This window comes from Variovorax sp. N23 (assembly GCF_025486315.1).
Taxonomy (GTDB): domain Bacteria; phylum Pseudomonadota; class Gammaproteobacteria; order Burkholderiales; family Burkholderiaceae_C; genus Variovorax.
Map to the genome: position 1 here is coordinate 252357 of NZ_JAOOPY010000002.1, position 16583 is coordinate 268939.

The following is a 16583-nucleotide window of genomic DNA, read 5'->3' on the forward strand; positions in this document are numbered from 1 at the left end:
CGCCTCAGGCGGGCTGGCGCAGCCCCTCGGCGGTCTGGATGAAGCCGGTCTCGTGGCCGCGGCCCCAGGTGGGTTCGTCGCGCACGATCCAGCGCAGCGCGTACAGCTCGGTCAGCGCCTGCACCCAGCTGTCGGACAGCGTGTCGAGGATCTCCAGCCCTTGTTCGCGCGTGGCGCTGGTCGGGTCGCCGATCACGCCGCTCGGGCCGAAGTCGCGCGCCGTCCAGGCGCAGGCCGGGCGGCCGTCGGGCGACAGCAGCTTGATGGGGAAGGGCGGCGGGAAGTTGGCCGCGGCACGTTCCATGTGCACCGTGTCGGGGGCCAGCGCCAGCATCAGTGCCGTCTCCGAATGGCCGGCGTGCATGGCGAGCTTCTTCTCCTGCTCGCTCACCTGCTGGCTGGCGGCGCTGGGCAGGCGCGACACGCCGTGCGGCACCACCACGAAGTCGCCATGGCGCAGGCGCAGTTCGCGCGCGGCCATCTCCAGCACCTGCGGCTGGCCGCCGTGGCCGTTGGCGAACAGCAGCTTGCGAAAGCCCGAGCGGTAGACCGACTCGCCGATCTCGATGATGGTCGACAGGAGCGTGGTGCCGGTCAGCGTCATGGTGCCGGGGAAGTGCAGGTGCTCCTCCGACTTGCCGTAGGTGATGGTCGGCAGCGCGAAGGCGCGCACCTCGGCGGGGAGTTTCTCGAGCGCCTTGCCCATGACGCCGGAACTGATCACGCTGTCGACCGAGCAGGGCAGGTGCGGGCCGTGCTGCTCGATGGCGCCGCAGGGCAGCACGATGACGGTGTTCTCGCGGTCGGGCAGCGCGTCGATCTCGGTCCAGCTCAGGTAGGGCAGGAAGCGGTGGGGCGGGATGTAGCCGTGGAGCATGGGTGTCCTTGTCGTTCGTGTCGTGTCAATCGTCCCGTTATCGGGGAAGGAAGGGCGTCGCGTCGCCCTGTGTCACGCCGCCCTCGCGCAGCACCACGCGCTTGGCGCTGCGCGAGGGCCAGCCGTGGCGGTCGGCATCGGTGAAGAGCACCAGGTCGGCCGGCGCACCGACCAGCGTCGGCCGCGCCGCGGCGGACGCGCGCTGCAGCCAGTCGCTGCGGCACAGCGCCTCCGACCAGGTGTCGAAGGGCTCGTCGAGCTGTGCGACGAGCGCGGCCGTGCCCATGGCCTCGACCGGATCGAAGCTGCCGAGCCGGCAGAAGGGGTCCTGCACGTTGTCGCTCGCGAACAGCAGCGGGATGCCGCGTTCGCGCGCTTCCTTCACCAGCGTGATGCCGCGCTGGCGCGGCGTGCGGCCGGTGACGGCGTCCTGCAGCAGCAGGTTGGTGGCGGGCAGCGAGACGATGGTGATCGGCGCGCGCGCCACCGCGTCGAGCGTGGCCAGCGCCTGCGCCTCGGGCTGCGCCGCCAGCGCGCAGACATGGCCGCAGACCACGCGGCCCTCGTAGCCGATCTCGCGCAGGAGGCGGGCGGTGGTCTGCAGGCCGACCGATGCGGCGTTGAGCTCCTCGTCGACGTGCAGGTCGATGTCGAGCTCGCAGGCCTGCGCCGCCAGCAGCAGGTGGCGCAGCGCGGTCTCGCTCCAGTTGGTGGAGTGCACGAAGCCGCCGAGCAATGCATGCGGGCCGGTGGCCTTCACCTGCTTGGCCAGACGCATCGCCTGGTCGGCGTCCTCGAACAGCGGCAGCTTGATCAGGCTCACCTGTTCGAGGCGCACCCGGCCGGCCCATTCCTGCGCCAGCTCGGCGATCACGGGCCAGGCCATCGGCGTCGCGTCGGGCTCCCACCAGTCGACGTGCGTGCGCACATGGGTGGTGCCGCATTCCCAGGCCCACTGCAGGCCGCGCGCGGCGCGCTCGCGCACGTCGGCGGGTGTCCAGTTGACGCGGTCGGCCAGCATCGCGTCGATGGCGCCGAGCAGTCCGGGCTCCACCTGCTGCATGCGCGGCAGCGTGAAGGCCTTGTCCAGGTGCGTGTGGGCGTCGACGAAGCCGGGCAGGGCGAGCGTGCCGGCGGCGTCCCAGGTTGCAGCCGATGGCGCCGGTGCCTGCGTTGCCGGCTGCACCGAACGCACGCGGCCCGCTTCGATCGCGAGGCGCGCCAGCACGGGCACGCCGCCCTGCTGCGGCCAGTCCGTCGGTAGCAGCCAGCGCGGCAGCCGCAGGTTGTCGATCGCGGTCGGCATGGTGGGCGTGTGCATCGGGTGATCAGCCAAAACGCGCCATCGCCTGGCCGACGCGCGCCTTGAAGCGCGTGAGCTGCGGCTCGGTCGCGATGTTCATGTGGTAGTGCGCGTGGTAGTCGACCCGCGCGGCCTGGCCGGTGAGCCGCAACATGTACCGCGTGACGATCTTGCGCGGCGGGTCGCCCATGTACCAGGCGACCCAGCGCGGGCGGCCGTAGGTCACGACGGCCGAGATGCGCTTGATGTGCGTGAGCATCGGCTTCACGTTGGCCGGGTCGCTGATGTCGAAGGCCACGCCGGGCATGAAGAGCCGGTCGAAGAAGCCCTTGAGCATCGCCGGCAGGCCGAAGCACCAGGTTGGGAAGCAGAAGACGATGGCTTCGGCCCGGTTCAGCCGGTCGATGTAGGGCTGCAGCGGAATGCGGTTGCTCGGCACCTCGTGGTAGCCCAGCCGCTCCTCGCGGGAAAGCACCGGATTGAAGCCTTCGGCGTACAGGTCGCAGTCGTCCACCTCGTGCCCGGCGGCGCGCAGGTTGGCCAGCACCTCCTGGTGCAGGGCGGAAGCGAAGCTGGTTTCGACCGGATGGCAATAGACGACGAGCACGCGCATGGTGTTTGACCGCTTAATCAGAGCAAGTGGTCAGATCCATGCAAAGGGCGTGCCAAGGCGGACGCACCGAATCGGAGCGGACGCCGGGGGGCGGTCGGGGGCGACCGCTTCAGCCGGTCGACGGATTCAGCGGCGGCAGATGCCCAGCACGACTTCCTGCTCGGTGCAGGGCTTGGTGCGCACCGGCGCAGCGCCCGGGGGAGGCCGCCCGACCGACGCCACCGCGCGCTGCGACGCGCAGGCACGCAGGCGCTTCTCCATGGGCGCGAAATAGCGCCAGCCCGGGCCCAGCGGCGGCAACTCGAGCCGCACCTGCTTCCACTTCGGGTGGCCCTGCGCCTGCAACTGGTCGAAGTTGGCGCACAGCGCGTCGGCGAAGCGCGTGAGGTCGCCGACCGTCGCGCGCAGGCCGTAGTCGTAGGTGACCAGGTAGGCCTGCACGCTCAGCGTCGGCACGTCGGCGGCCAGCCAGTTGGCGTAGCTGGCCGCGCGGATGGTCGCGGCCTGGTAGGTGCCGCGGGCGCGCCCGCTCTCGACGGCGGCGTCGTCGCGCCGAAGCAGCTTGATGAAGCGCCGGGCCTCGGGCTTCATCTCGGTGAAAAGCTTCGCGGGCTGCCCGGCCACGATGACCGCCACGTCGATGCTCTTCTCCACCGTCAGCTGGGCCAGCGCCTCCTCGTTGCTGAGGTACTGCGCGCTGTCGGGCGGCAGCGGCACGTCGAACATGCGCTGGTACAGCGTGCGCGCGGTGAGGGCCGTGCCGCTGCCGATCGGCCCGACGCCGATCTTCTTGTCGCGGATCTCGTGGATGGCGTTCAGCGGCGAATCGGCCCGCACCACGAAGTAGATCTCTTCCTCGTACAGCGGCATCACGAGCCGCAGCGGCCGGATGATGTTGCCCGCTTCCGCGTTGCCGGCCTTGGCCTCGTCGAGGTAGGCCTGGTAGACGTCGGACTGCACCAGCGCGAGCTTCACGCCGGGCTCGTAGCGCATGCGCAGAACGTTCTCGGCCGAGCCTTTCGACTCCAGCACCTCGAGCCCGATGCCGGCCGGCGGCGCCACCCACTTGGCCAGGTCCCGGCCGATCTGGATGTACGTGCCGGCGCTCGACGCCGTGACGATCTTGTAGTCCGCGGCCGAAGCCCCGACGGCGCCGATCAGCGCCAGGCCCGGCAGCAACGCCGCCCGTGCGACGCGCCGCAGCAGGGTGCGAGCATCAGGGTGCATATCCGCTCCTTGCGGTGTTCGTCGGCTGGCACAGCGCCAGCGCGACCAGGGCGGCATTGCAGCCGCCCGGCTGCGCCGCGGTGGTGGGTTGCGGGCTGACGGCGCCGACGATCTGCACGGTGTCGTCGGCACGCGCCGGCTCGGGTTCGGGCCGCGCCGGCGCATGGAAACCGAGCGCCAGCGACGCGCGACGTGCCGCTTCCTGCAGCCGCTCGCGTCGCTGCGCTTGTGCCTGTTCATGCCGGCCGATGGCCTGCCGCGCCGCGTGCACCCGCGGGTCGTCGGGGTGCGCGGTGGCGACGAGGCCGAGCGCCCGTTCCGCCGCAGCGAAGTCGCCTCGCGCCACGGCCGCCTGCATCTGCGCCATGCCGGCCTCGATCGCATGCTGCGACGCGCCGTGGCCCTGCCGCCCGAAATAGAAGTAATCGAGCGCGAGCCCCATGCCGAACAGGCCGAGGACGAGCGCGATGCTGACCATCAGGCGCCGGGTGGCCTGGGCGTCGGCGGACCAGCCGGACGATGCGTCGCGGGCCGGCGTGGCGCCGCGCTCCGGGGCCAGGTGCGCAGCCGATGGTGCTGGAAGATGGGTCACCGCCGCCGGGGGCGGCATGGCTGTCTGCAGTGGCTCGTCCGCATCGTCGAGCGGGAGCACGGTGTCCGGGTCGTCGGCGGCGTTCTGACCGAACTCGTGCAACGACTGCACCAACGCCGCATCGTCACGCGGCTCGTCCGCCGGGGACGGGCCGGGCATCCATCCGTAAGACAGGATACCGGTGGGTGGGGTGGACATCTTCGACCCTTCGCGCGTGAACGGAAGTAGTAGAAAAGACGCATCCTTCGCCCTTTGCCCGGGGCGGTCATCAGGGTCTACCCATAGAGGGGCAGCCGCAGATGTTTCAAGGTGAAAGCCGCGGGGCGTCGTGCCGCGGCGGGCTAGCTTGTTTTCGGCGCGGTCTGGATGCCGCAGCCGCCGAGCACGAAGGCGATCAGCTCGCGCGCCACCTGCTCGCGGTCGATCGCCGTCTCGGTGCCCACGCCCATCATCACGCGCGCCTGCAGCGCGTAGTCGGCGTGGTACTGGGTCATCGCCCAGATGTGCTGCAGCAGCAGGCGCGGGTCGAGCGGGCGCATCAGGCCGCGCGCGATCCAGCCGTTGATGATGTCGATCTTCTTCTGCGTCCAGGCCTGCGAGTTGGGCCAGTAGCCCTCGAGGTTCCGGCCGCCGTCGAGCACCTCGCGCGTGAAGATGCGCGACATCTCGGGGTGGTCGAAGGCGTGGTCGAGCTTCTTGCGGATGTAGTCGCTCAGCACCGCGGCCGGCCCGCTGGCGGCCTGGTCGAAGGAGAACACGACCTTCCAGGCGTGCAGCACCTGCATCAGCAGCTCTTCGTAGAGCTCTTCCTTGCCGGCGATGTAGTAGTGCAGCTGCGGCTTGGTGATGCCGGCGCGCAGCGCGATGGCCTGGGTCGACGTGCCCTTGAGCCCGTGCAGGCTGAATTCGGTGACGGCCGCCTCGCGGATCGCCGCCATGATGCGTTCGCGCCCGGGGCGTGCCCGGGACAGCGGCCCGTCGGGCGCGGGCATGTCCTGCGGTGGGAGGGGGGAGGCGGCGGGAGTTTCCACGGTAGGCAGGTGAGCGGCGGCGCCATGCACGGCGCGGTGGCGATGGTACCGCCCCACGGCACCGCGCCCCTGTTGCAGCCCTTGCATGGCGGGATGCCGTCTCTGCATGGCAGCGTGCTGCGGCGGGCACCGTTCTTGTATCCCAATAGCCGCTCTCCGATTTCTCCATCCACCCAGAAGGACGCACATGATCTCCTCTTCCCGCCTGCGCAGCCTCGCCGCTTCCGCAGTGCTGCTCGCCGCCGCCGCGGTGGCCCATGCCCAGGCCGCCTTGCCCAACGTCGTGATCCTGGCCACCGGCGGCACCATCGCCGGTGCCGGCGCATCGGCCGTCAACAGCGCCACCTACGCGGCGGCCAAGGTCGGCGTCGAGAAGCTCATCGCCGGCCTGCCCGAGCTGTCGGCCATCGCCAACGTCAAGGGCGAGCAGGTCTTCCAGGTCGCGTCCGAGAGCATGACCAACGACAACCTCATGACGCTGGCCAAGCGCGTCTCGGCGCTGTCCAAGCAGAGCGACGTCGACGGCATCGTGATCACCCACGGCACCGACACGCTGGAAGAAACCGCCTACTTCCTGACGCTCACCGTCCACACCGCCAAGCCGATCGTCGTGGTCGGCTCGATGCGCCCGGGTACCGCGCTGTCGGCCGACGGCGCGCTCAACCTGTACGACGCCGTGAGCGTCGCGGGCAGCAAGGACGCCGTGGGCAAGGGCGTGCTGGTGACGATGAACGACAACATCGACAGCGGCCGCGACGTGAGCAAGTCCATCAACATCAAGACCAGCGCCTTCTCCAGCCAGTGGGGCCCGCTGGGCATGGTGGTCGAGGGCAGGAACTACTGGTTCCGCGCGCCGGTCAAGCGCCACACCATGAACTCCGAGTTCGACATCGACAGCATCACGGCGCTGCCGAACGTGGGCATCGCCATGGGCTACGAGGGGGTCGAACCCACCGCCATCGAGGCCTTGGGCAAGAGCGGCGTGAAGGCGCTGGTGCACGCCGGCACCGGCAACGGCTCGGTCGCCAACCGCATCGTTCCTTACCTGCAGAAGGTGCGTGCCGACGGCGCCATCGTGATTCGCTCGGCTCGCGTGCCCGATGGCTTCGTGCTGCGCAACGCCGAGCAGCCCGATGACAAGTACGACTGGGTGGTGGCGCACGACCTGCGCCCGCAGAAGGCGCGCATCCTGGCGATGGTCGCCCTGACCAAGACGAGCGACACCAAGGAACTGCAGCGCATCTTCTGGGAGTATTGAAGCGGGGTTGAAGCGAGCTTGAAGCGCGGGCCTCGCCGGGCGGGCGGGCGATCTGTCGCGGCTTGTGGCCCCGTTCACAACCGGCTGCGGTCGCCGCTGGGACGGTGCAAGGGGCGCCGATAAGGTCGGCGCATGACCCCGACCCTTTCGACGCGCTCCACGCGCGCCATCGCTTTTCTTCGATGCGCGGCCGCTCTGCTGGTGCTGAGCGCCGTCACCGCATGCGGCGGCGGCTCCGACGCCAGCAGCCCCACAGCCACCACCACCACGCCGCCGCCGCAAACCACGCTGCCTGTGCCTGTGCCTGCGGATCCGGTGGCGCCGGCGCCCACCCTCAGCGGGACGGCCGCCGTGGGCGCGCCGATCGCGGGCGGCGCCATCGCGGTGCAGTGTGCCCAGGGCGCGACCCTGAACGCCACCACCTCCGATGCGGGCGTGTGGTCGGTCCAGACGGCCGGCCAGACCTTCCCCTGCATCATCACGCTCACCGGCGGGAACCTGGACGCGGCGCTGTACCCGACGGGCCTGCATTCCTTCGCCGTCGACGCGACCCGCGCCAACGTGACGCCCGTGACCGAGCTGATCATGGCGATGGCGCTGGGCAGCGACCCGGCCGCCTGGCTGGCCGCGCAAGGCACAAACCTCGGTGCGCAGTTGACGCAGGTGGCGGCCGATCTGCCCGCGGCGAAGGCATCGCTGTCGAGCTGGCTGGAGAACGCCGGGTACGTGCTGGGCGACGTCGACCCGCTCAGCGGCGTGTTCTCGCCGACGGCGGGCGATGCGTACGACGACGTGCTCGAGGCGCTGAGCACGAACCTGGCGCAGGCGGGCACCTCCCTGGCCGACGTGGTCACGTCCGTGGCCGCCACCGAGCCGGGCGAAGCCCCGGTCGCGCTGCCCGGCGCCTATGTGATCTCGGCGGCGGACGCGGCCGCCATGCCGCAACTCAACGCCTCGACGCTGTCGGTGGCCGATGGCCTGCTGACCATGGCGGCCCCGGCGACGGCGGCCCAGCCCATCGGCGCCTTCGTGGGCGGCGGCACCGGCAACAAGGCGGTGCTCCAGTTCAGCGGCCTCAACGGCATGAAGCTGGCCGACCTGAAGTCCCTCGAGATCGTGGCGCAGCACATCTCCGGCAACACCAACCTCGGGCCGTACTTCAACTTCATCGTCGACCTGCAGTGCAACACGGCGCTGCCCGGCGCGACCATCGGCGACCTGCGCACGCGCCGCGTGATCGGCTTCTCGCCCGGCACGGCCAGCCTCTACACCGCCGACTTCTCGACCGGGATGACCCGGCTCTCGATCACGGACAAGACCCCGGGTTGGTACATCGTGGGCACCCCGCTGCTGGGCGTTCCCGCATCGAACAGCAACAACGGCAACCCGCTCGCCGGTGTGGACGGCTTCGACTTCGCCACCTACCCGAACGCCTGCATCGTGGATGGCCCCTCGGGCGACGCCGGCCTGTTCCGCGATCGGACGGCGGCGGGCTGCGACACCGGCGCGGCGCTGACCACCGCCGACCCGGCACGCTGCGCGAAGTCGCATGCCGGCGCGATCCTGGTGATGGGCGATTCGGTGAGCGTGGCCGCGCGCCAATGGAAGCTCCAGAGCGTGTCGATCGCCGGCCGCAAGTACGCTTTCAAGTAGCGGGCCGCGCCCAGGTGCGCCCTTGCGCCCAGGTCAGGCTGGCGATGCACACCGCCAGCCAGGTGCCGCCGGACAGCAGCCCGGCGGCCACGTCGCTCGCGAAATGCACCTGCAGGAAGATGCGGCTGCACGCGGTGGTGAGGATCACCGCGATGGCCGCCATCACGGCCGGCGCATGCCAGCGCGGCGGCAGCAGCCGCAGCGCGAGATACAGCGCCATGCCATAGGCCACCATCGCGCCCGAGCTGTGGCCGCTCGGGAAGCTGTAGCCGCCCTCGACGGCCAGGCCGTGCTCGTGCAGCGGCCGCGCCCGTGCGAAGAGGCGCTTGAGCATCGGGTTGAGCACCGCGTTGCCGCCCAGCGCCAGCATCCAGCCCAGCGCCAGGCCGGTGTGGCGGCGCCACAGCAGGGCCACGGTCACGCCGACGCCCAGCGCGATCAGCACCGCGGGGTCGCCGACATGCGTGAGCAGGCTGAACGCGCGCAGCGCTGCCCAGGGCAGCGTCGCGGCGATGCCGTCGGCCAGCACCTGGTCGGCGCGGCCGAGCGTGCGCGTCGGCGTCGCCCGCTCGGCGATCCAGGCGAAGACAGCCGCTGCGGCGATGACGGCGACGAAGCCCAGCGCCAGGCTCGGCAGGAGCCGCCGCGGTTGGGGGGCGGCGTCGGCGGTCATCGCCGCACGCCGCCGTTGCAACCCGACACAGGCGGCACCGCCGGCCACCACGGCCGTCAGCAGCGCGAGCAGGAAGATCGGCAGGGCGTGCGGCGCCACGGCGCCCGCCAGCGAGATCAGCAACGGGGTCCCGGATGCTTCAGACATCGGCCAGCGCCAGCGTGTGCACCTGGCCCGGCACGAAGCGGCCTTCGGCGGCGGCATGGTCCCAGCGTTCGACCGTGCAACTGCGCGGCCCCGACATACCGCCGGGCCGCAGCAGGTTGACCGAGTTGGGCTGGCCGCCGCGCACGCGCGACGACACCGCCGTGCCCGCCTGCACTGTCCAGAGCGCGCGCGACAGGCTGGCGTCGGCGTCCTGCGCCGGGCGCACGAAGGGCAGATGGATATGGCCGCCCATCACCACGTCGGCCCCCGCCGCGGCCCATCGGCGCAAGGCGGCGTCGGCGCCGTGCAGGCGGTTGCCACGGTCTTCCGGCCGGGTGACGAGCACCGGCTGATGCGTGACCACGATGCGCACCTGCGCAGGCGTCGCGCGCTCGAGCCGTCGCGCCACCCGCTCGATCTGCGCCTCGGACACCTCGCCATCCGTGTGCCGGTACCAGCGCGTCGTGTTGACCGTGACGACCAGCCAGTCGGGCGACACGAATTCCGGCTCCAGCTCGGCGCCGAAGGCTTCGACGTAGCGGCCGTAGGGGGTGAGCAGCCGCGCACCCAGTTGAAACAGCGGGATGTCGTGGTTGCCGGGGATGGCGACCCACGGCACGGGAAGCCGGTCCATGAAGGCGCGCGCCGCGCCGAACTGCGCCCGCGTCGCGCGCTGGGTGATGTCGCCCGACAGCACCACCAGCGCCGGCTGCGTGTCGCGCACCAGCGCCTCGAGCGCTGCGACCACGGGCGCCTGCTCGGTGCCGAAATGCGTGTCCGATATCTGCAGCAGAACGCTCATTGCCGCGCCGCCTCCAGCTCCGGCGCCACGGCCGGCTTGATGAGCCACAGCGGCTCGGGCGCCACGCGGAACAGCAGCGGCATGTCGAGCCAGGCGAGCTCGCCGTCGGTCGCCACCTTGATGCGGCGCCGGCCGCGCGTGCCGGCCGGCTTCACCGTCATCGAGGCGAAGGGGAAGCTCACGATGTCGTCGGCGTCGCCCAGCTTGCCGAGTGCGCCCCGCACCAGCAGACCCGGCAGCGACCACCAGCGGCCGGGCTTGACCGCGATGGCGGCGAGCTGGCCTTCTTCCGGCGCGTCGGCGTCGTCGATGCCGACTTGGTGCAGCTGCAGCGCATTGTTGCCGACGAAGAGCGACCGCGTGCGCACCTCGCGTTCCTGCCCGCGCAGTGCCAGCCGCAGCCGCCACGAGCGGTGGCCGCCGCGCAGCATGGTCAGCACGGCCGCACCCAAGGCGATGGCGCGGCTCCGGCCGTATTGCCGCTTGACCGACTCGCGTTCTTCCAGCAGTTGGGCGTAGAGCCCGAGACTGGCGTTGACCAGGAACACCTTGTCGTTGACCAGGCCGACCTGCACCGCGCGCGGCGGCTCGTTCAGCAGCACCCGCAGCGCCGCCGCGTTCTCGGCCGGAATGCCGTGGGTGCGGCTGAAGTAGTTGAAGGTGCCCTGCGGCAGCACCCCGAACGCGCAGCCACTGCCCAGCGTGGCCTGGGCCACCGCGTTGATGGTGCCGTCGCCACCGGCCGCCACCACGATGCCGCCGTTGGCGCGCGCCCGCTGCACCGCTTCGCGCGCGAAGGCCGGCAGCTGGCCCGGCGCCTCCACGAGAAAGATGCGGTGTCGCCGCCCCGCAGCGCCGCAGGCCCGCTCGACCGCGGCGCGCACCGGTTCGGTGGCGTGCTTGCCCGACCCGGCGTTCAGCACGATGAAGAGGGGCGCGTCGGGCGCGAGATCGGGTGGCGTCATGGGCATCGGAGGGGGCAGGTGGGCGCCCGTAGCAGGCGCGACACAGGTTATCGCACCCTCGTGGCCGACGAGGCGGCGGGCAAGCGCCCGGCCGCGTGTGGGAGAGACGCCAACCCCGGGCCGCCCGGCCCGTAAAATCGGCGCCTTCGCGGGCCCCGGCCCGCCGACTGTCCAATGCCCGGCCTGCGCCGGCCAGCTTCCATGTTGACCTTCCAGCAAATCATTCTCACCTTGCAGTCGTACTGGGCCGACCAGGGCTGCGCGCTGCTCCAGCCCTACGACATGGAGGTCGGTGCCGGCACTTCGCACACCGCCACCTTCCTGCGCGCCCTCGGCCCGGAGCCCTGGAAGGCCGCCTACGTGCAGCCCAGCCGCCGCCCCAAGGACGGCCGCTACGGCGAGAACCCCAACCGCCTGCAGCACTACTACCAGTACCAGGTTGTGCTCAAGCCCGCGCCGTCGAACATCCTCGAGCTGTACCTCGGCTCGCTCCAGGCGCTGGGCTTCGACCTGAAGAAGAACGACATCCGCTTCGTCGAGGACGACTGGGAGAACCCCACGCTCGGCGCCTGGGGCCTGGGCTGGGAGGTCTGGCTCAACGGCATGGAGGTGACGCAGTTCACCTACTTCCAGCAGGTCGGCGGCATCGACTGCAAGCCGATCACCGGCGAGATCACCTACGGCCTGGAGCGCCTGGCCATGTACCTGCAGGGCGTCGACAACGTCTACAACCTGACGTGGACCGAGGGGCTCAGCTACGGCGACGTCTACAAGCAGAACGAGGTCGAACAGTCGACCTACAACTTCGAGCACTCCGACGCCGACTTCCTCTTCACCGCCTTCAACGCGCACGAAAAGCAGGCCAAGCACCTCATGACCGAACAGCTGGCGTTGCCCGCCTACGAGCAGGTGCTCAAGGCGGCGCACAGCTTCAACCTGCTGGACGCGCGCGGCGCGATCAGCGTGACCGAACGCGCCGCCTACATCGGCCGCATCCGCAACCTCGCGCGCAGCGTGGCGCAGAGCTACTACGAGAGCCGCGAGCGGCTCGGTTTCCCGATGGCCCCGCGCGAGTGGGTCGCCCAGATGACGCCGACGACCAAGAAGGCGGCCTGATCCCATGACCATGACTTCCAAGAACCTGCTCGTCGAACTGTTCGTCGAGGAACTCCCGCCCAAGGCGCTGAAGAAGCTGGGCGACGCCTTCGCCGGCGTGCTGCGCGACCAGCTCGTCGCGCTCGGCCTGGCCGATGCCGGTACGGTGCTCACGTCCTATGCCTCGCCGCGCCGGCTGGGCGCGCACCTCACGAACGTGGTGGCGCAGGCCGCCGACAAGGCCGTCTCGCAGAAGCTGATGCCGGTGGCCGTCGGCCTCGATGCGGCGGGCAACGCCACGCCGGCGCTGCTCAAGCGCCTGGGCGCGCTCGGCGCCGACGCGTCGGCCGTGCCGGGCCTCAAGCGCGCAATGGACGGCAAGGCCGAGGCGCTGTTCTACGAGAGCACCGCCCAGGGCGCGACGCTGGCCGAGGGCCTGCAAAAGGCGCTGGCCGACGCCATCGCCAAGCTGCCGATCCCGAAGGTCATGAGCTACCAGCTCGAGAACGGCGAACTGCCCGGCTGGACCAGTGTGAGCTTCGTGCGCCCGGCGCACGGCCTGGTCGCGCTGCACGGCGGCGACGTGGTGCCGGTCGAAGCGCTGGGCCTCACGGCCGGGCGCGAGACGCACGGCCACCGCTTCGAGGCCAAGGTCGATCCCGTGGTGCTGCGCGACGCCGGCAGCTACGCGCTGCAGCTGGAAGAAGAGGGCGCCGTGATCGCCGGCTTCGAGGCCCGCCGCACCGAGATCGCCCGCCAGCTGACGCTGGCCGCCGCGAAGGTCGGCGGTGGCGCGAAACCCATCGACGACGACGCGCTGCTCGACGAAGTCACCGCGCTGGTCGAGCGGCCGAACGTGCTGGTCTGCAGCTTCGAGCGCGAGTTCCTCGACGTGCCGCAGGAATGCCTCATCCTCACGATGAAGGCCAACCAGAAGTACTTCCCGCTGCTCGACGCCGGCGACAAGCTCACGAACCAGTTCCTGGTCGTCAGCAACATCACGCCCGACGATGCCAGCGCGGTGATCCAGGGCAACGAGCGCGTGGTGCGCCCGCGCCTGGCCGACGCCAAGTTCTTCTTCGACCAGGACCGCAAGAAGTCGCTGGCTTCGCGCGTCGAGTCGCTGGGCAAGGTGGTCTATCACAACAAGCTGGGCACGCAGGGCGAACGCGTGACGCGCGTGATGCACATCGCGCGCGCCATCGCCGAACAGCTGGGCGACGGCACGCTCGCCGCGCAGGCGACCCAGGCCGCGCAGCTTGCCAAGGCCGACCTGGTGACCGACATGGTCGGCGAGTTCCCCGAACTGCAGGGCACCATGGGCCGCTACTACGCGCTGCACGACGGCCTGGCCGTCGACGTGGCCGACGCCATCGAAGACCACTACAAGCCGCGCTTCGCCGGCGACACGCTGCCGCGTGGCGAAGTCGGCGTGGTGGTGGCGCTGGCCGACAAGCTCGAGACGCTGGTCGGCATGTTCGGCATCGGCAACCTGCCTACCGGCGACCGCGACCCCTTCGCGCTGCGCCGGCATGCGCTGGGTGTCGTGCGGATGCTGATCGAGAAGGACCTGCCGCTCGACCTGAAGGCGCTGCTGACCGGCGCCGCCGCCGTCTTCCAGGGTATCGACGGTTTCGACCGGGATCGCGCCGTGGTCGACCTGGAGGGCTTCATCCTCGATCGCCTCGCCGGCAGCCTGCGCGAGCAGGGCGCCAGCGCGCAGGAGGTCGATGCCGTGCTGGCCCCGCAGCCGCAGCGCCTGGGCGACGTCCCCAAGCTGCTGGCCGCGGTGCGCGCCTTCGCCGCACTGCCCGAGGCCCCGGCGCTCGCCGCCGCCAACAAGCGCATCGGCAACATCCTGAAGAAGTCGCCCGAGGCCGACGCCCACGTCAGCCCGGTGCTGCTGCAGGAGCCTGCCGAGAAGTCGCTGCACGAAGCGATGGAACGCATCCTGCCCGCCGCCGACGCGCAGTTCGACGCCGGCGACTACACCGGCTCGCTGCAGACCCTGGCCGCCCTGCGCGCGCCGGTCGACGCCTTCTTCGACGGCGTGATGGTGAATGCCGAACAGATGGACCTGCGGCTCAACCGCCTCGGCCTGCTGAAGCTGCTGCACGCCGCGATGAACCGCGTGGCGCTGCTGGAGCGGCTGGCCGCTTGACGCGCTGCATTCGATAATCCGCGCATGAACCGGCAACAGCAGATCGACGACTTCCTGCTGCAGGCACACCGCCTGGCGGTGGCGCGTCTGCGCGCCGATCCGCCTCGCCTGGCCGAGCTCGTTGGCACGCTCTCGCGTTGGCGGACGAACGCCGGCGCCACGCGTTCGGACCCCTATTGGGACGAATGGCAGGCGATGCTCGCTGCGGGCATTGATGCCATCGAACTCGGTACTTGCGGCACCGACGATCACGCGGCGGCCTTGCGAAGCGTCTCGCCAGTGGGCGTGCTGATCACGCAGGCCGAGCGCGGCGAGATGCTGCGTGCCGCGCGACGGGGCGACGATGCAGCGTAGCGAGGCGGAGCATGTGCTCCGAGCGGCGGCGGCCATTGCGCAGGAGCAGTCGTTCGTCGTGGTGGGCAGCCAGGCCTTGCTGTTCCTGATGCCGCATGCGCCCGACGCTTTGCTGGTCTCTCGCGAGCTGGACCTCTATCCCGCACTTCATCCGGAAAAGTCCGACCTGATCGATGGCGCGATCGGTGCGCTGTCGAGCTTCGACACCACCTTCGGCTACCACGCCGATGGCGTGGGCCCCGAGACGGCCGTGATGCCTGGCGACTGGATGCAGCGGGCGAGTCTCCACTACGTCGGAGACCTGACCGTCATCTGTCCTGAACTGCATGACCTGGCGCTTTCCAAGTGCGTGGCCGCGCGCGAGAAGGATGCGCTGTTCGTGCGCGAGCTGATCCAGCGATCGCTCATCGCCGTCGCCACGTTGCGCGAACGCGCCGCGATGCTCGACGCCGACAAATACCCGCATCTCGCGGCGTGGATCGACCGCCGCGCGCTCGAAGCGAAAGCCCCTTTCCCATGAAACTCGTCATCCTCGACCGCAACGGCAGCATCAACCTGCACCGCGACGACTTCGTCAAGAGCGAGACCGAGTGGACGCCGCTGCCGCGTGCGCTGGAGGCCATCGCCAGGCTCAACCATGCCGGCTGGCATGTGGTGATCGCGTCGAACCAGTCGGGCCTGGGCCGCGGGCTGTTCGACGTGGCCTCGCTCAACGCCATGCACGCGAAGATGCACAAGATGCTGGCCGCCGTCGGGGGCCGGGTCGATGCGATCTTCTACTGCCCGCACAGCCCCGACGAGGACTGCGGCTGCCGCAAGCCCAAACCAGGCCTGTTCCTGCAGATCGGCGAGCGCTACGGCGTCGACCTGGCCAACGTGCCGACCGCCGGCGACAGCCTGCGCGACCTGCAGGCCGGTGCCGCCGCGGGCTGCGAGCCGCACCTGCTGCTGACCGGCATGGGCGCGGCCTGCCGCAACGTCGACCCGCTGCCGCCCGACTACCCCGCCAACACGCAGGTGCACGACGACCTGTCGGCGTTCGTCGACTTCCTGCTCGCGCGCGAAGCGCAGAAGGCGGCCTTGCAGGTGGCGGTCTGATGGCTTTCTTGCGTTCGGTGGTCCACATGGGGTGGATGCTGGTCACTGTCATCCCGTGGGGCATCATCATGTGCGTGGCGTCGATCTGGCGCCGCGGCGAGCCGCTGTACTGGATGGCCGAGCGCTGGCTCGGCTGGGCCATCGGCGGGGCGCGGCTCATCCTGGGCATCCGCACGCGCGTCACCGGCATGGAGAACCTGCCGCAGGCACAGCGCGCCGGCGCGGTGCTGCTGGTCAAGCACCAGTCCACCTTCGAGACCTTCCTCATGCCCACGCTGATGCCGCATCCGCTGGCCTACGTGTTCAAGAAGGAGCTGATCTACGTGCCCTTCTTCGGCTGGGCGATGGCCCGGCTGGACATGATCCACATCGACCGCAGCCAGCGCGCGCAGGCCTTCAACAAGGTGGTCAAGCAGGGCCGCGCGCTGCTGGCGCAGGGCATCTGGATCATCATGTTTCCCGAAGGCACCCGTATTCCGCGCGGCCAGCAGGGCACCTACAAGAGCGGCGGTACGCGGCTCGCGATCGAGACCGGCGCGCCGGTGATTCCGATCGCCGTCACCTCGGCCAAGGTCTGGCCGCGCAAGGCCTTCATCAAGCGGCCCGGCGTGGTCGATGTGTCGATCGGCCCGGCCATCTCCAGTGTCGGGCGCGAGCCGGTGGAACTGATGCGTGAGGTCGAGGCCTGGATCGAAGCCGAGATGCGCCGGCTCGACCCCGAGGCCTACCGCTGA

17 protein-coding genes are annotated in these 16583 nt (G+C 70.5%); 8 read left to right on the forward strand and 9 right to left on the reverse strand.

Annotation, left to right across the window (positions count from 1 at the left end; all coding sequences use genetic code 11):
* Nucleotides 1-4: 4 nt before the first annotated feature.
* The 6 genes from N8A90_RS04155 to N8A90_RS04180 all read right to left on the reverse strand — a co-directional run bounded on the left by N8A90_RS04155 (nucleotide 5) and on the right by N8A90_RS04180 (nucleotide 5604).
* Nucleotides 5-877 carry a creatininase family protein gene (locus N8A90_RS04155; protein ID WP_262073379.1) on the reverse strand — a complete coding sequence of 291 codons (873 nt, stop codon included), beginning with the start codon at nucleotides 875-877 and terminating at the stop codon, nucleotides 5-7.
* 37 nt (nucleotides 878-914) lie between these two features.
* The gene (locus N8A90_RS04160; RefSeq protein WP_262073380.1) at nucleotides 915-2198 is read right to left on the reverse strand and encodes an amidohydrolase family protein; all 1284 of its coding nucleotides are present in this window, start codon (nucleotides 2196-2198) and stop codon (nucleotides 915-917) included.
* A gap of 7 nt (nucleotides 2199-2205) precedes the next feature.
* The gene (locus N8A90_RS04165; protein WP_262073381.1) at nucleotides 2206-2793 is read right to left on the reverse strand and encodes an NAD(P)H-dependent oxidoreductase; all 588 of its coding nucleotides are present in this window, start codon (nucleotides 2791-2793) and stop codon (nucleotides 2206-2208) included.
* A 126-nt stretch (nucleotides 2794-2919) separates the two neighbouring features.
* Complete coding sequence (locus N8A90_RS04170; protein ID WP_262073382.1) at nucleotides 2920-4020, reverse strand: TAXI family TRAP transporter solute-binding subunit; 1101 nt, start codon at nucleotides 4018-4020, stop codon at nucleotides 2920-2922.
* Nucleotides 4010-4810, reverse strand: a complete 801-nt coding sequence (locus N8A90_RS04175; protein ID WP_262073383.1) for a hypothetical protein — start codon at nucleotides 4808-4810, stop codon at nucleotides 4010-4012. Before N8A90_RS04175 ends, N8A90_RS04170 begins: the two co-directional genes overlap by 11 nt.
* A 143-nt stretch (nucleotides 4811-4953) precedes the next feature.
* A complete protein-coding gene (locus N8A90_RS04180; RefSeq protein WP_262073384.1) occupies nucleotides 4954-5604 on the reverse strand; it encodes a TetR family transcriptional regulator C-terminal domain-containing protein in 651 nt (216 codons plus the stop codon).
* 226 nt (nucleotides 5605-5830) lie between these two features.
* Here N8A90_RS04180 and N8A90_RS04185 point away from each other — a divergent pair, with 226 nt between their 5' ends.
* Both N8A90_RS04185 and N8A90_RS04190 read left to right on the forward strand, forming a co-directional pair.
* Nucleotides 5831-6901 carry an asparaginase gene (locus tag N8A90_RS04185; protein WP_262073385.1) on the forward strand — a complete coding sequence of 357 codons (1071 nt, stop codon included), beginning with the start codon at nucleotides 5831-5833 and terminating at the stop codon, nucleotides 6899-6901.
* Between the two features lie 132 nt (nucleotides 6902-7033).
* Nucleotides 7034-8554 (forward strand): hypothetical protein, encoded by a 1521-nt coding sequence (locus tag N8A90_RS04190; RefSeq protein WP_262073386.1) that lies wholly within the window; start codon nucleotides 7034-7036, stop codon nucleotides 8552-8554.
* Here the strand turns inward: N8A90_RS04190 and N8A90_RS04195 are convergent.
* The 3 genes from N8A90_RS04195 to N8A90_RS04205 are packed head-to-tail and all read right to left on the reverse strand — an operon-like array spanning nucleotide 8547 to nucleotide 11141.
* The gene (locus N8A90_RS04195) at nucleotides 8547-9374 is read right to left on the reverse strand and encodes a phosphatase PAP2 family protein (RefSeq protein ID WP_262073387.1); all 828 of its coding nucleotides are present in this window, start codon (nucleotides 9372-9374) and stop codon (nucleotides 8547-8549) included. The two genes, N8A90_RS04190 and N8A90_RS04195, sit on opposite strands and share 8 nt — an antisense overlap.
* Complete coding sequence (locus N8A90_RS04200) at nucleotides 9367-10176, reverse strand: metallophosphoesterase family protein (RefSeq protein WP_262073388.1); 810 nt, start codon at nucleotides 10174-10176, stop codon at nucleotides 9367-9369. The genes N8A90_RS04195 and N8A90_RS04200 overlap by 8 nt, the downstream gene beginning before the upstream one ends.
* Nucleotides 10173-11141 carry a diacylglycerol/lipid kinase family protein gene (locus tag N8A90_RS04205; RefSeq protein ID WP_262073389.1) on the reverse strand — a complete coding sequence of 323 codons (969 nt, stop codon included), beginning with the start codon at nucleotides 11139-11141 and terminating at the stop codon, nucleotides 10173-10175. Before N8A90_RS04205 ends, N8A90_RS04200 begins: the two co-directional genes overlap by 4 nt.
* Before the next feature lie 201 nt (nucleotides 11142-11342).
* On the opposite strand from N8A90_RS04205, the gene glyQ reads away from it, so the two are divergent.
* Genes glyQ through N8A90_RS04235 form a run of 6 tightly spaced genes read left to right on the forward strand, consistent with a single transcriptional unit; the run spans nucleotide 11343 to nucleotide 16583 of the window.
* Entirely contained in the window at nucleotides 11343-12257 is a 915-nt protein-coding gene (glyQ, locus tag N8A90_RS04210; protein ID WP_262073390.1) for a glycine--tRNA ligase subunit alpha, read from the forward strand.
* A gap of 10 nt (nucleotides 12258-12267) precedes the next feature.
* On the forward strand, nucleotides 12268-14397 hold the full coding sequence (gene glyS / locus N8A90_RS04215; RefSeq protein ID WP_262073391.1) for a glycine--tRNA ligase subunit beta: 2130 nt from the start codon (nucleotides 12268-12270) through the stop codon (nucleotides 14395-14397).
* A gap of 24 nt (nucleotides 14398-14421) precedes the next feature.
* The gene (locus N8A90_RS04220; RefSeq protein WP_262073392.1) at nucleotides 14422-14751 is read left to right on the forward strand and encodes a hypothetical protein; all 330 of its coding nucleotides are present in this window, start codon (nucleotides 14422-14424) and stop codon (nucleotides 14749-14751) included.
* The gene (locus tag N8A90_RS04225; protein ID WP_262073393.1) at nucleotides 14720-15271 is read left to right on the forward strand and encodes a DUF6036 family nucleotidyltransferase; all 552 of its coding nucleotides are present in this window, start codon (nucleotides 14720-14722) and stop codon (nucleotides 15269-15271) included. Before N8A90_RS04220 ends, N8A90_RS04225 begins: the two co-directional genes overlap by 32 nt.
* The gene (gene gmhB, locus N8A90_RS04230; RefSeq protein ID WP_262073394.1) at nucleotides 15268-15849 is read left to right on the forward strand and encodes a D-glycero-beta-D-manno-heptose 1,7-bisphosphate 7-phosphatase; all 582 of its coding nucleotides are present in this window, start codon (nucleotides 15268-15270) and stop codon (nucleotides 15847-15849) included. Before N8A90_RS04225 ends, gmhB begins: the two co-directional genes overlap by 4 nt.
* Nucleotides 15849-16583, forward strand: a complete 735-nt coding sequence (locus tag N8A90_RS04235; protein WP_262073395.1) for a lysophospholipid acyltransferase family protein — start codon at nucleotides 15849-15851, stop codon at nucleotides 16581-16583. Before gmhB ends, N8A90_RS04235 begins: the two co-directional genes overlap by 1 nt.

What these genes read in the sequence shown, in the direction of transcription:
- gmhB (WP_262073394.1), top strand. Translation starts at nt 15,268, where the DNA reads ATGAAACTCGTCATCCTCGACCGCAACGGCAGCATCAACCTGCACCGC.
- N8A90_RS04155 (WP_262073379.1), bottom strand. Translation starts at nt 877, where the DNA reads ATGCTCCACGGCTACATCCCGCCCCACCGCTTCCTGCCCTACCTGAGC.
- glyS (WP_262073391.1), top strand. Translation starts at nt 12,268, where the DNA reads ATGACTTCCAAGAACCTGCTCGTCGAACTGTTCGTCGAGGAACTCCCG.
- N8A90_RS04160 (WP_262073380.1), bottom strand. Translation starts at nt 2,198, where the DNA reads ATGCACACGCCCACCATGCCGACCGCGATCGACAACCTGCGGCTGCCG.
- N8A90_RS04175 (WP_262073383.1), bottom strand. Translation starts at nt 4,810, where the DNA reads ATGTCCACCCCACCCACCGGTATCCTGTCTTACGGATGGATGCCCGGC.
- glyQ (WP_262073390.1), top strand. Translation starts at nt 11,343, where the DNA reads ATGTTGACCTTCCAGCAAATCATTCTCACCTTGCAGTCGTACTGGGCC.
- N8A90_RS04220 (WP_262073392.1), top strand. Translation starts at nt 14,422, where the DNA reads ATGAACCGGCAACAGCAGATCGACGACTTCCTGCTGCAGGCACACCGC.
- N8A90_RS04205 (WP_262073389.1), bottom strand. Translation starts at nt 11,141, where the DNA reads ATGACGCCACCCGATCTCGCGCCCGACGCGCCCCTCTTCATCGTGCTG.
- N8A90_RS04170 (WP_262073382.1), bottom strand. Translation starts at nt 4,020, where the DNA reads ATGCACCCTGATGCTCGCACCCTGCTGCGGCGCGTCGCACGGGCGGCG.
- N8A90_RS04180 (WP_262073384.1), bottom strand. Translation starts at nt 5,604, where the DNA reads ATGCCCGCGCCCGACGGGCCGCTGTCCCGGGCACGCCCCGGGCGCGAA.
- N8A90_RS04200 (WP_262073388.1), bottom strand. Translation starts at nt 10,176, where the DNA reads ATGAGCGTTCTGCTGCAGATATCGGACACGCATTTCGGCACCGAGCAG.
- N8A90_RS04185 (WP_262073385.1), top strand. Translation starts at nt 5,831, where the DNA reads ATGATCTCCTCTTCCCGCCTGCGCAGCCTCGCCGCTTCCGCAGTGCTG.
- N8A90_RS04195 (WP_262073387.1), bottom strand. Translation starts at nt 9,374, where the DNA reads ATGTCTGAAGCATCCGGGACCCCGTTGCTGATCTCGCTGGCGGGCGCC.
- N8A90_RS04190 (WP_262073386.1), top strand. Translation starts at nt 7,034, where the DNA reads ATGACCCCGACCCTTTCGACGCGCTCCACGCGCGCCATCGCTTTTCTT.
- N8A90_RS04165 (WP_262073381.1), bottom strand. Translation starts at nt 2,793, where the DNA reads ATGCGCGTGCTCGTCGTCTATTGCCATCCGGTCGAAACCAGCTTCGCT.
- N8A90_RS04235 (WP_262073395.1), top strand. Translation starts at nt 15,849, where the DNA reads ATGGCTTTCTTGCGTTCGGTGGTCCACATGGGGTGGATGCTGGTCACT.